This window comes from Robertmurraya beringensis, assembly GCF_042433785.1.
GTDB lineage: Bacteria > Bacillota > Bacilli > Bacillales > Cytobacillaceae > Robertmurraya_A > Robertmurraya_A beringensis.
In genome coordinates this window covers 25,379-37,893 of record NZ_JBHLUU010000025.1, presented here as the reverse complement: position 1 = coordinate 37,893, position 12,515 = coordinate 25,379, and the positions used below count along the sequence as shown (strand labels likewise).

Below are 12,515 nucleotides of genomic sequence, written 5' to 3'. Positions count from 1 at the left end.
TAGCTCTAAAGTTAATGAAGCAATCCCTACTATTCTCCTATTTAGGCTTTACCTGACCATAAGATTTAACTTTTTACTGCACTCGGCAATCTTTTTGAAATTAAGTTAATGATTTGAGCAGTTTATACATGTAAGCCTTCAAGACAGTTTTACTGTTTGTTTATGGATTAGATTTTCAATTTTTAGGTAACTTATAAAAGTACACAAGCAAAGATAGACATTTTATTAAGGAAGTGCAGTGGATGAATCCAAATATCCGACTAAGCCAAGGTGAGAAGGTATTAGGGACTGAATATACCATATTAGATTTTTGGCAATGGGGATTTTACAACATCTTAACAAATAATTTAAGAGGGATATTTGCAGAATTTTTAGTTGCTTCGGCACTTGGGACTGTAAATCAATCCAGAATAGAATGGGAAGCTTATGACTTGATCTATAAAGATAAGAAAATAGAGGTGAAATCAGCTGCTTACATTCAGGCTTGGTATAGTGGTAAACCATCGAAGATCAGCTTTAGCATCGGGCATAAAAAGGAATTTGACTACGAAACAAATAAATATAGTCCAGATGCCAAAAGGAATGCAGACATCTATGTCTTTTGTCTAATGAAAGAAAAGGATCCTACTATTATTAATCCACAGGATACTAGCCAATGGGAATTTTACATTGTACCAACAACAAAACTAAATGATACCTTTCCCCAACAAAAGACATTAACTTTAAGGTCATTACAAAAAGTAGCAGAGCCTGTATTATACTTGGATATTATAAAGGTAATTGGTGGTTTTTGCTAATAGAGTCTCCACCAAGGAGTAAAACATGAAAAATAAGGACGGTTCCTTTTGCTTCTAACAAGAGCGAAGGAACCGTCCCTTTTAAAAATCATAATACATCTATCAATTCAGTTTCCGAATAGATAGAAATAAATACTACGGCTTTACTATCTCCAATGTTTTTAACGTAGTGGGGGACACTCGCATTCCAACTAAAGGAATCACCTTCTTCTACAATAAATGAATCCTCTCCTTGTTCAGCCAGTATTTTTCCTTCCAAAACTAAGTGACACTCTTCTCCCTCGTGTGAATGAGGTTCTCCAATGGAAGTTCCTGGGGGGAATTCAACGATCATCGTTCTCAGTCCGCCTTTGGATGCTAAGTGCTCAATTTTTAAATGATTAAAAGAAGAATTGGTTCTTTCCTCTTTCCGAACCACACGCATATGCTGCTTCTTTTCTAACAGTAAATAGGGTAGAGGGACATCTAAAAACGTTGCAATGGTACTTAATGTATTAATAGAAGGTGAAGTATTGTTGTTCTCTACATTGCTAATAAATCCTTTAGAAAGACCTGTTCCTTCACACATCTGAGAAATGGTGATTTTTTTTCTGTTTCTTATGGCTCGAATTTTGGCTCCAATATCCAGACGAATCATCTCCAATGTTTTCAATTATGAAACATAATTATATATTAGCAAATAAACTATTGACATACTATATCTTTGGTTGTTATCTTATAAACAACAAGTATTCATATTAAGAAACAATTTTTTTGTTCAGGTGTTTTCTAATAGAGAATTGTTTTCTATATGAGTAAATATTTTAAGGAGGGATGAGGTATATTGAATTCACCAATGATTTATGAACTTCGTAAACCATCTCAAATTGAGCCAAATAAAACCTATCCTGCTATTTTTGTGATGCATGGTATGGGAAGTAATGAACAAAATATGCTGCCGCTTGTTCAGGGACTAGAAGATACGTTTTACATTTTTAGCGTTCGTGGTCCTTTAGCTCAACCACCAGGTTTTGCATACTTTACCATTCAAGGCTTTGGTAAACCACATAGAGAAGCATTTGACCATGCAATCAGTGAGTTGACTACCTTCATTGATTATGCAACTGACAATTATCCAATCAACCCAGATAGCATATATTTACTTGGATTTAGTCAAGGAGCGATTTTGTCCATGACGCTTGGCTTAACATTGGGGAACCGAATCAAGGGGATTGTTGCCCTAAGCGGTTATATTCCTGGATTCGTTAAAGAAGAATACAACATGAAACCTGTTAATCAGCTTTCGTTGTTTATTTCTCACGGTAAATTTGACAACGTACTACCGTATGAATGGGGAGTAGACAGTCATGTGTTTTTCCAAGGGCTAGGGTCACAAGTTACTTTTCAATCCTATTCAGAAGGACATACAATTTCAGTAGAAAACCAACAAGACTTGATGAAATGGATTCTAGCTGATTTAAATAATTAACCAATTCTAATCAGAGTTTGGAGATTCAAAAAAGTAATCTCAAAACAAAATTAAACCACGGAGGAAAAAGAAAAATGGAAAACAAGTTTGAATTATGTTCTGTCATTTTACGAGTAGTATTAGGAATCATCTTTTTTATTCACGGATTCGTTAAATTCCAAGGTGGGATTGAAAATACGGTAGGATGGTTTAGCAGCATAGGGCTTCCAGGGTTTCTTGCTTACGGTGTGGCTTTAATAGAAGTTGTGGGAGGACTTGCCTTAGTACTTGGGTTATTTACAAGATGGGTTTCCGTTCTTTTTGCGGTACTTATGCTCGGAGCCATCTTAAAAGTGAAATTAGCGGCAGGTTTTTTAGGAAATGGTCAAATGGCTGGATATGAATTGGATTTAGCATTTTTAGTAATGGCCGTATCTCTTGCTCTAACAGGTTCTAATGCTTTTGCACTGGATCAACTTATTTTTAAAGGACAAAAGACGAAAAGTGCAACATCCCTAAATTAAATGATGTAAAAAATATCAGAGCATTACCTCAAATCAGGGGTAATGCTTTATTTTTTTGGCTAACAAAGTAAGGATGGTACTAGAGATATCTTTCGGTTACATTTCATGTATCGGATTCATTCCAACAATATCCGGGGTCATGGTTAAATGGTGAAGCAAATCGTTTATTTGATCTCTATGTGTATGCAACTCTTTTAACATATCATCAATAACCTTTGAGGGTACATGAATAAGAAGTCTAAATTTTACATTTTCGTGAACTTCCTATTTATAGATTTACTTTCCATTTCAAGGGTGGTACACTTGATTCTATTGAAAACAATATATGGTGTTCGTTTTATACAGGTACTACTATATGTAGTTTAATAGGGAAATTCGGTGTAATTCCGATGCTGTCCCCGCAACTGTGAAGCTGACGATGATTCAATGCCACTATGCAACTGCATGGGAAGGGAATCGGAGAATGAAGCAAAGCCAGGAGACCTGCCTATATAAAACAGATGAATCATTTCTTCGGGGATTGAGGAATGGAGACGTATCCATTTTTTTATTTCTGAACGTTTCCATTTTAGGCTATCTCTTTCAATGAGATAGCTTTTTTATTTGACGACAAAAAGAGGGGTTTTATGAAACTTTATGCTAAAACAATCTGACCTACTGGAGAATCTTCCTATTAAAAAGGTAATCAACCGCCATTCTTTTCTTACACATACTTTTTACGAAAGAACGTGATGATTTTGCAAATGATGAATACCTTACAAGAAGTAATCAAACGAGATAAATGTATTGTTCCGTTTTGCCCTGAAAAAATCATACAGGCTGTTGAAAAGGCTGAAAAAGCTACAGAACCAGGAATGACAACAAACCTAGCTCAAAAGGTATTGGATGCTTTACATACACAAATTCAACAAAGGCAAATTTCAGTAGATGAAATTCAAGACATTGTTGAAATGGAACTAGTGAAGAATGAAAGATTGGACGTAGCAACTGCCTATATTTTATACCATGAAGAAAGAACGAAAGCTAGAAATGGAAAATCATTTGAAACGATTGCATCAATTATTAGAGCGGAATCAAACGATATTACGAAGGAAAATGCCAATATGAGTGCGGAGACACCTTCGGGTATGATGATGAAGTTTGCAAGTGAAACAACAAAAGCTTATACGACAGCCGAATTGCTGAAACCGGAACATCATTTCTTGCATCGAACGGGAGCGATCCATATCCATGATCTGGATTATTATCCAACTCGAAGCTTAACTTGCTTACAACATCCGCTTGATCAACTGCTCAAGAATGGAATGGAGGTGAATCATGCTGCACTACGTCGTCCCAAGGGGATTCATGGGGCGGCAATAATGGCGTGTATTTCTCTCGAGACTGCTCAAAATGAAATGCACGGAGGACAAGCCATCCCAGCATTTGATTTCTATATGGCTCCATTTGTTAAAGTAACTTATGAAAAAGAATTAAAGAAGGCTTGTGAATTTACGGGAAGTGATTTTGACAAATTAAAGGCTGTACCTATTTCTGCTTATAAGGAAAATGATTTGGACGGTTTGACCGGAGCGGAAAGAGTCATTCAATATGCGTTAAATCGTACGATAAATACGGTGTATCAGGCGATGGAAGGGTTTATACATAACATGAACAGCATTCATTCGCGCGGCGGGAATCAAGTCGTTTTCTCTTCTATTAATTATGGGACAGATACCTCTCCAGAGGGACGATGTGTGATGGAGCAGCTACTCCTTTCAACAGAACGTGGTGTTGGTTATGGGCAAACAGCTATTTTTCCCATTCAAATTTTTAAAGTGAAAGACGGTGTCAATTTGAAAGAGGGCGATTCTAATTATGATTTATTCCGATTAGCCTGTCGCGTAACGGCAAAACGTTTCTTTCCAAACTTTATCAATTTAGATGCGTCTTTTAATCAGCATGAAAAATGGAGTGCCGGAGATCCAACACGTTATCTGTATGAAACAGCTACCATGGGTTGTCGTACTCGTGTATTTGAAAATATTCATGGAGAAAAAACTTCCGTTGGTCGGGGTAATGCTTCCTTTACTTCTATTAATCTAGTGCGAATCGCATTAGAGACATGGGAAGAAGTTAAAAAAGAAGGAATTTCTGAAGGTGAGAAATGGAGCCGTTTTTATGAGAAACTTGAGTACTTAATAGAAGAAGTGGGTGAACAATTAAAAACCCGCTTTGATTTTCAAAAACAAGCTTTAGTGAAACAGTTCCCAACGGTCATAAAATATTTATGGCGGGGTGGAAGTGAATTAAAACCAGAAGACACTATTGAAAAAGTAATCAATCAATCTACTTTAGCGATTGGATTTATTGGATTAGCGGAATGTTTACTCGTTTTAGAGGGGAAACATCACGGAGAATCAGCTGAAGCACAAACAAAAGGGTTGGAAATCGTCACTTTTATGCGAGATAAATGTACGGAACTTAAAGAACGATTTCAACTTAACTATAGCTTACTTGCTACACCCGCCGAGTCGTTGTGCAAAAAATTCCCAAAACATGATCGAGAACGTTTTGGTGAAGTAGAAGGAATCAATACTCGAGAATACTATACCAATTCAAACCATGTCCCAGTATGGCATCACTTGTCGGCGGTTAAGAAAATGACCATTGAAGCACCTTACCATGCCTTAACGTTAGGTGGACATATTGCGTATATTGAATTAGATGGAAAAGCATTAGAAAACTGGCAGGCGATCGAAAAAATGGTGCTCATGGCCCATCAATTAGATATCGGCTATTTCAGCTTAAATCATACGATCTGTCGATGCATAGATTGTGGACACGAAACAAGCGATGCCGATGCAACCATATGTGAATACTGTCATGGCGATCGGTTGGATGTTATCCAACGTATTACTGGATACCTGGTTGGTACAACAGGCAAGTGGAATGATGGTAAAAAAGCGGAATTACTAGATCGAGTGATTCATTCATAAAAGGCAGGGGGGACGAAATTGAAAATCGGAGGTTTCTATTCTGATTCTATCTCGAATGGTGTAGGGTGGAGAGCGGTTCTCTTTGTATCAGGGTGCCCGCATCATTGCCTTGGATGTCATAATCAAGAATCCTGGGATAAAGACTATGGTGAACCTTATGTGGAAGATGATATTTACAACCAAATGATGGAGAATCCTTTTTTAGATGGATTAACCTTATCCGGTGGAGAACCTTTTCTTTATTGCCAAGAGCTATTTTCATTAGTGAAACGTGTAAAAGCAAGGGGATTAAATATTTGGTCGTATACAGGCTTTACATTTGAAGAACTTTTACGTTGGTCTGAAAGGAATGCGGATGTACAGCAATTTCTACGGGAAGTAGACGTATTAGTGGACGGAAAGTTTTTAATCGAGAAAATGGTACCGCAGAAACGTTTTCGCGGAAGCGGTAATCAGCGGATTATTGATGTACAGGCTTCCTTGAAGAAACAAGAGATTGTATTATATATGGCTTAAGGGAAAGAGCCTGTTTTTATTACTAGTATGTTTCCATTCAGGTGCTTTCTTATTAAAAGACACAAGAATTGACGTATGCGCTTAACTGTTGGGGAATCAGGTAAAGAACCCGAGCGGAAAAATAGACGGAGAAATTCCACTTAATTAGTAACTTTTACTTAAAAAGGCTGAAATAGACGGAGAGATTCCGCCTAATGGTTCGAAAAAATAGAAAATGGGGGATTTTTCTTTGCATAGGCGGAAAACTTCGCCTTAATTAACCCGAAACGAGCTCGATTCTGCATCTAACGGAAAAATCTCCGCTTATTTGGCTTTTGCTGGTTACTCGAGAACTCATAAATCCAAGAGAACCTCATTTTTGTCCGAGGCGGTGAACGGTATCACAAATAAGTGAGGTTTTATAAAAGGCTGATTTTGTAAAGTTTGTTGGTTGAAAAAATCCCAAATGCCGTCTCTTCTTTCTATATAGGAAAAGAGCCTATTCTGAACAATCATTCTTCAAAATAGGCTCTTTCTTTTTATACCATATCTAAATTATGATCCTTTTATCACGAGCAATCTTTCTCTCGTTTGTTTGGCTGCTTCTACCATTACCTTCAGTGAAGCAATGGTCTCATCCATCCCTCTTGTTTTTAACCCGCAGTCAGGATTGATCCAGAACAGCTTTGGGTTAAGGACTTGAAGGGCACGATCAATGTTTCTTGTCAGTTCTTCAAGCTTTGGTACACGTGGACTATGAATATCATAGACACCGAGACCGATGCCTTTGTCATACGTATGTTCTTCGAAGGCGTGAATCAATTCACCATGACTTCTAGATGTTTCGATTGAAATAACATCCGCATCAAGCGCTGTAATGGCATCGATGATATTTTTGAAATCTGAATAACACATATGTGTGTGAATTTGTGTTTCATTTTGTACGGATGTTGTGGCAAGTTTAAAAGCATAAACCGCAGCATCTAAGTAACTTTCCTTTTTCTCCTGTTTTAGTGGTAGCCCCTCACGAATGGCTGGTTCATCCACTTGAATCATACGGATTCCATTTTCCTCAAGAACTTCCACTTCTTTTCGAAGCGCCAGGGCAATTTGATTAGCAACCTCATAGCGTGAAATATCATCTCGTACAAACGACCAGTTTAAAATGGTAATAGGACCTGTCAACATTCCTTTTACAGGCTTGGTTGTTAACGACTGGGCATATACCGTTTCTTTGACAGTCATCGGTTCTTGAAAGGATACATCCCCATAAATAAGAGGTGGCTTGACACAACGGGAACCATATGACTGGACCCAGCCGAATTTGGTAAATTGAAAACCGGCCAATTTTTCACCAAAATATTCAACCATATCTGTCCGTTCAAATTCGCCATGCACGAACACATCTAGACCCAGTTCTTCCTGAATGTCAATCCATTTTTTCATTTCCGCTTTTATATATTCTTGATAATCCGCATCAGTTAACTCGCCTTTACGCCATTTTAAACGCTGTTTCCTCACTTCTTGTGTTTGTGGGAAGCTTCCAATTGTGGTCGTTGGAAGAAGGGGCAATTGAAAAGTCTCATCTTGAATCTGTAGACGAACCTCAGATGTTGTCTCCCGTTCAGCTCTAAACGTACGCAAGTTTTGAATGTCTTCTTGAACTTGTGTGTTGTTACGAGAGGCTGAATGATTTAGTGCTTGAATCGCTTTTTTACTTGCTGAAATTTCTTTCTGTATGGTTTCTTTCCCACCTTGTAAGCCTTTGGTCAGTAGAACAATCTCCTGTAATTTTTCATCAGCAAACGATAGTGCCTCTTTTAACACTTCCTCGAGTGTTTCTTCGCTCTTAACAGTTACAGGTACATGTAACAAGCTGGATGAGGGTTGTAGGATCAGCCGCTCTTTGGTCACAACATCCACAATCTCTGAAAGAAGGGAGATCTTATCCTCAAGATTTGCACGCCATATGTTACGACCATCAATGATTCCGGCAGCTAACACTTTATCTTGTGGGAAGCCAAACTTTTTCAAAGCAGAAAGGTTTTGATTGTTATCATGTACAAAGTCAAGTCCAATTCCTTGAACAGGGAGGGAAGTGACCTCTTCATAATGGTCAATGCTCTCAAAATAAGTTTGTAAAATGACATTTATATGTGGAACTGCTTCATTCAACTGTTTATAGACATCTTGAAATATAGAAATTTCTTCTTCTGAAATCGTTGTAGCTAGAATCGGCTCATCGATTTGTACCCATTCGACACCTTCTGTTTGTAATTCACTTAAAATAGTAGCGTAAAGCGGGACAAATTGATCAACTACTGTTTTTAGGTCATTGTCTTTATAGCCCTTTGATAGTTTTACAAAGGTAATGGGTCCTAAAATCACTGGTTTTCCGAGAATATCAAGTTTTTGTTTCGCCTCTTTATAAAATTGAAGGGGACGGTTCTCCACTAGAGTAGGGACTGCCTCGTCTAGTTCTGGAACAATATAGTGATAGTTTGTGTTAAACCATTTAGTCATTTCAGATGCAACCGCACCTTTCGTACCACGTGCTATATCAAAATACGTTTCAAGTGATACTTTACCTCCCGTGTATTCAAATCGTTTTGGTACAAGACCGAACATGATAGCTGTATCGAGTACATGATCATACAAGCTGAAGTCTCCAACAGGGATGAAGTCAATTCCTTGTTCCTTTTGTTTCTGAAGAGAGGAAAGGCGGATTTCCTCCATCTGTTGTAAGAATGTCTCTTTTTCTAGTTTGCCTGTCCAAAACTGTTCGAGCGTTTTTTTCCATTCTCGGTTTTCACCAATTCTTGGATAACCTAGATTTGAGCTTTTTACCATCGTCATTTGACACTCCTTGTTTGATTGTATTTTCGTCTTCAACAAAAAATCTCCCTTTTCAATGAGAAAAGAGAGATTCATACGCATAGTTAACTAGAGTTGAGACAGTCTGGTTTTCTCAACACGTATTCCTCACTCCTCTCTATACATCCGTAGAGTACAAGTGCATACAACAGACAGGTCTCCTGACTCTGGTTCACAGCTACTTATCCCTTCCCATTTCATAAATATGAAACAGTGGTTCATTGATAAGTCGCTCCCCATTACAGTGGCGGGACCGTGCCGGATTTTCACCGGGCTTCCCTTTTAAGCTAAGTACATGACATACAAAGCATCTGTTGCATTTTGTATTAAGTTTTAATAGAAAAATATAAATATGGCTTATCTTATAAACAAAAGACCTCTCTATTAAAAAATAGAGAGGTCCTTATCCTCTCTTATTTATCAAAGCTATATGCTTTGCAGGAATTAGCACCTTTTTAACAAATCTGTTAAATGGTTGCCGGGCTTCATAGGGCCTGTCCCTCCACCTCTCTGAATAAGAGTATATTGTATATTGATATTTACATGTTTGAATTTGTTAATCATATTAGCATGTTAAATTCAGGTTGTCAAAAAGAATTTTGAAAATTCTTTGAAACAGATCCGTTTATCCAAGTAAATAGAACATCTCTCAAACTACTAAAGATGTTATCCTTCATGTCCATTTCTGCACCATAAAAAACTCTCCTTATCTTAAGATAACGTGTTTATTTTTGAGGTGTAAAACTGTAAAAGGAAGTACATACACAAAGTTAAAAAGGATTGGAGATGCAAATATGTCTATTTCCTTTATTATTAAAGCACCCGAAAGTGATACAAGTTCATAAGCACTAACTGAGTTTGATAAATAAGCGGAAAAATTTCTCTTAATCTTGAAATTGTACTGAAAATAGCTAAAATAGCCGGAGAGAATCCGACTATTGACTCGAAAATCCAGAAAATGGGTAACTTTGCTTTGCTTAATCGGTTAAACTCCGCTTATATACCCCGAACCAAGCTCTATTCGGGAGCTTAACCGAAAAATTTCCGCTTATACGATTGATTTGGGAAGGAACGGGCGGTGCTCATCCTGAAGGACCTTACCTTTACAATATTAACAGAACCTACTATTTAACGATTGCTGAAGGAGGAACAGAATACTTTTGTTGGCAAAAGACAACAGCACTTTGATTGTAACATCTCCACACTTTTTGAGTTTTCACCAACCGAGGAAGGGGAAGAGGCTGGACTGACCGTCTTCATGAATGAGCGATTTCATTATGAGATCGCGGTGGGAATCCGTAATGGGGTGAAAAAGGTCTTTGTCAGACGTAGGATTGGTTCCCTTTGGAAAGTAGAGTCGGAGAATGAGTATGAACAAGATTCTATTATTCTGTCGGTTCAGGCAGATGCCAAAAACTTTACATTCACTTATCAATCACGGGGTAGGGAGTCGATTACCATAGGTACTGGAGAATGCTGTCTTATATCAACGGAAGTAACAGGTGGATTTACAGGGGTTTTCTTAGGACTTTATGCCACAGGAAATGGATGTGCTTCTAAAAACCCTGCGTATTTTGATTGGTTTGAGTATCGGTTGTAATAGTTCATGGAGCACCATTTCTTAGGGTGCTCTTTTTGGACTTTGGTTTTTTTATTTGTGTAATGGTAAATATGATGTTAAGTGACCTTACATGAATAATGAATTTTGTTAATTGTTAGATTAATATTTTGTACAACAAGTATTTCTGTATGGTCGACAGTCGACAAGAGAGAAATGTATCTCAGGGGAGGTGTAAGAATGAACAATGAGTTATTCAATAATAACGCATTATCAAACTTGATTAAAGAAACAATTATGAGAGATATTCTTTTAGGAAAATTGCTTCCAGGTGAAAAATTGGTAGAAGCCCAATATGCTGAAGCATTTGGTACCAGCAGGGCACCAGTTCGTGAAGCGTTCTATTTGTTAACGGTTGAAGGAATTGTAAAAAGAATTCCTAGGAAAGGAACCGTAGTACGGGGGTTTTCTTCTGAGGAAACAAAGGATTTGATCGAGATTAGATGTTTCCTAGAAAATATGGCTCTTGAAAAATTAAGGAATAAAAATAATGAAAACTATCTCCAAACTATGGAGGATATTATCAATAAAACAAAGGAAATTAATAAACAAAGTTATGAGTATGCGGAACTAAATTACCAATTTCATCAGCAATTGATATTAGCAAGTGAAAGTGAAGTAATTAAATCGAATTACGATCGTTTAGGGAATATCTTGTTATCTATTCAAAATGTAGCATTTATGAAAGAGGAAGATGTTAGAAAATCGATTAGTGAACATGAACAATTAGTTGAATATTTATATGAGAAAAATATTGATGAAGCGAAAAAGTTACTTGATTCTCATAACCGAAGTGTATTTGACAGAGTCGAAAGAAATGTTCAGGTTTACAAAGAACATATTGAGAGCTAATCAATTAATTACAACAAAAAATTAGGAGAGTAGAATGGAGAATATTGTATTGCTGTCAATTGGTATGATTGCAGCTATGTTTGGTTCACTGGTTGGGCTTGGTGGTGGTTTTATTATTGTCCCTAGTTTAGCGCTTTTATATAGTTATCCCGTTGCGGACATTATTGGAACATCCATGGCTGTTTTAGTGTTTAGCTCCCTCACGAGTACGTTTGTATTTGCTAAGCAAAAAAGAATCGATTATAAAAGTGGTGGCTTATTTGCATTTGCTATGGTACCGGGTTCTATACTTGGAGCTTGGATAGCCGATTTTATTACAAGTAAGGCATTCTTTATATCTTTTGGATTATTCATGTTATTGATGGCCATCAGCTTAATTGTGAAGCCTAGTAAGGGAATATCCCTCATGCCGACAACGAATAGAACAATAGTAGACTCAACAGGTAAGGAATATTCATATTCTTTTAATCTAAAGGTGGGTACCTTTATTGCCATCCTGGTTGGATTCTTATCGAGTTTATTTGGTATTGGTGGGGGATCGGTCATGGTTCCAACGATGGTATTATTACTGACCTTTCCTGTGCATATCGCGACTGCAACCTCCTCATTTTTTATTTTGATTACAGCAGTGATCGGATCCATTTCTCATATGATGTTTGACCATATTTTATGGGAGAAAGTTCTATTTCTAGCACTTGGTTCAGTAGTAGGGGGACACTTTGGAGCAAAAATAGCAGCCAAAGTTCCAGAAAAAACAATACTAGGTGTTTTATCTACTTGCTTGATTGTTGTCGCCGTACGATTGATGTTTAATTAATTAGGGTAGCCATGAAATATAACCTAACAAGATATGGATTAGAAAAGATGGAATTAAAGAAAAATATGTAATTTAATCTTACAACTATGTAGATGGTAAAAAATTTATCTGCT

10 protein-coding genes and 3 riboswitches are annotated in these 12,515 nt (G+C 37.2%); of the genes, 8 read left to right on the top strand and 2 right to left on the bottom strand.

The window, feature by feature from the left end; all coding sequences use genetic code 11:
- The first annotated feature begins 242 nt into the window (after positions 1–242).
- The gene (locus ACFFHF_RS08560) at positions 243–797 is read left to right on the top strand and encodes a hypothetical protein (protein WP_377057881.1); all 555 of its coding nucleotides are present in this window, start codon (positions 243–245) and stop codon (positions 795–797) included.
- Positions 798–885: 88 nt separating this feature from the next.
- Here the strand turns inward: ACFFHF_RS08560 and ACFFHF_RS08555 are convergent, their stop codons facing one another.
- Positions 886–1,425: a helix-turn-helix domain-containing protein gene (locus ACFFHF_RS08555; protein ID WP_377057893.1), complete on the bottom strand. Its 540-nt coding sequence runs from the start codon at positions 1,423–1,425 to the stop codon at positions 886–888.
- A gap of 195 nt (positions 1,426–1,620) precedes the next feature.
- Between ACFFHF_RS08555 and ACFFHF_RS08550 the strand changes: the two genes are divergently transcribed.
- From ACFFHF_RS08550 to nrdG, 4 genes are all read left to right on the top strand, one after another.
- A complete protein-coding gene (locus tag ACFFHF_RS08550) occupies positions 1,621–2,265 on the top strand; it encodes an alpha/beta hydrolase (protein WP_340903670.1) in 645 nt (214 codons plus the stop codon).
- Positions 2,266–2,339: 74 nt separating this feature from the next.
- Positions 2,340–2,768, top strand: coding sequence for a DoxX family protein (locus ACFFHF_RS08545; protein WP_377057879.1), 429 nt, complete (start codon positions 2,340–2,342; stop codon positions 2,766–2,768).
- A 326-nt stretch (positions 2,769–3,094) separates the two neighbouring features.
- Positions 3,095–3,273, top strand: a riboswitch (cobalamin riboswitch).
- A gap of 238 nt (positions 3,274–3,511) precedes the next feature.
- A complete protein-coding gene (locus ACFFHF_RS08540; RefSeq protein WP_377057878.1) occupies positions 3,512–5,746 on the top strand; it encodes an anaerobic ribonucleoside triphosphate reductase in 2,235 nt (744 codons plus the stop codon).
- Positions 5,747–5,764: 18 nt separating this feature from the next.
- On the top strand, positions 5,765–6,262 hold the full coding sequence (gene nrdG, locus ACFFHF_RS08535) for an anaerobic ribonucleoside-triphosphate reductase activating protein (RefSeq protein WP_160548866.1): 498 nt from the start codon (positions 5,765–5,767) through the stop codon (positions 6,260–6,262).
- A 534-nt stretch (positions 6,263–6,796) separates the two neighbouring features.
- On the opposite strand, the gene metE is transcribed toward nrdG, so the two are convergent.
- The gene (metE, locus tag ACFFHF_RS08530) at positions 6,797–9,097 is read right to left on the bottom strand and encodes a 5-methyltetrahydropteroyltriglutamate--homocysteine S-methyltransferase (protein WP_377057891.1); all 2,301 of its coding nucleotides are present in this window, start codon (positions 9,095–9,097) and stop codon (positions 6,797–6,799) included.
- 152 nt (positions 9,098–9,249) lie between these two features.
- Positions 9,250–9,445, bottom strand: a riboswitch (cobalamin riboswitch).
- An 80-nt stretch (positions 9,446–9,525) separates the two neighbouring features.
- Positions 9,526–9,636: riboswitch (SAM riboswitch) on the bottom strand.
- A gap of 614 nt (positions 9,637–10,250) precedes the next feature.
- Here metE and ACFFHF_RS08525 point away from each other — a divergent pair.
- From ACFFHF_RS08525 to ACFFHF_RS08515, 3 genes are all read left to right on the top strand, one after another.
- A complete protein-coding gene (locus ACFFHF_RS08525) occupies positions 10,251–10,715 on the top strand; it encodes a beta-xylosidase family glycoside hydrolase (protein WP_160548867.1) in 465 nt (154 codons plus the stop codon).
- Between the two features lie 198 nt (positions 10,716–10,913).
- On the top strand, positions 10,914–11,585 hold the full coding sequence (locus ACFFHF_RS08520; protein WP_160548868.1) for an FCD domain-containing protein: 672 nt from the start codon (positions 10,914–10,916) through the stop codon (positions 11,583–11,585).
- Positions 11,586–11,619: 34 nt separating this feature from the next.
- Positions 11,620–12,402, top strand: coding sequence for a sulfite exporter TauE/SafE family protein (locus ACFFHF_RS08515; RefSeq protein WP_377057877.1), 783 nt, complete (start codon positions 11,620–11,622; stop codon positions 12,400–12,402).
- Positions 12,403–12,515 lie beyond the last annotated feature (113 nt).

Bases quoted from the DNA above. Each gene is read 5' to 3' on its own strand.
- ACFFHF_RS08520 (WP_160548868.1), top strand. From the start codon at position 10,914: ATGAACAATGAGTTATTCAATAATAACGCATTATCAAACTTGATTAAA.
- ACFFHF_RS08545 (WP_377057879.1), top strand. From the start codon at position 2,340: ATGGAAAACAAGTTTGAATTATGTTCTGTCATTTTACGAGTAGTATTA.
- ACFFHF_RS08540 (WP_377057878.1), top strand. From the start codon at position 3,512: ATGATGAATACCTTACAAGAAGTAATCAAACGAGATAAATGTATTGTT.
- ACFFHF_RS08560 (WP_377057881.1), top strand. From the start codon at position 243: ATGAATCCAAATATCCGACTAAGCCAAGGTGAGAAGGTATTAGGGACT.
- metE (WP_377057891.1), bottom strand. From the start codon at position 9,097: ATGACGATGGTAAAAAGCTCAAATCTAGGTTATCCAAGAATTGGTGAA.
- ACFFHF_RS08515 (WP_377057877.1), top strand. From the start codon at position 11,620: ATGGAGAATATTGTATTGCTGTCAATTGGTATGATTGCAGCTATGTTT.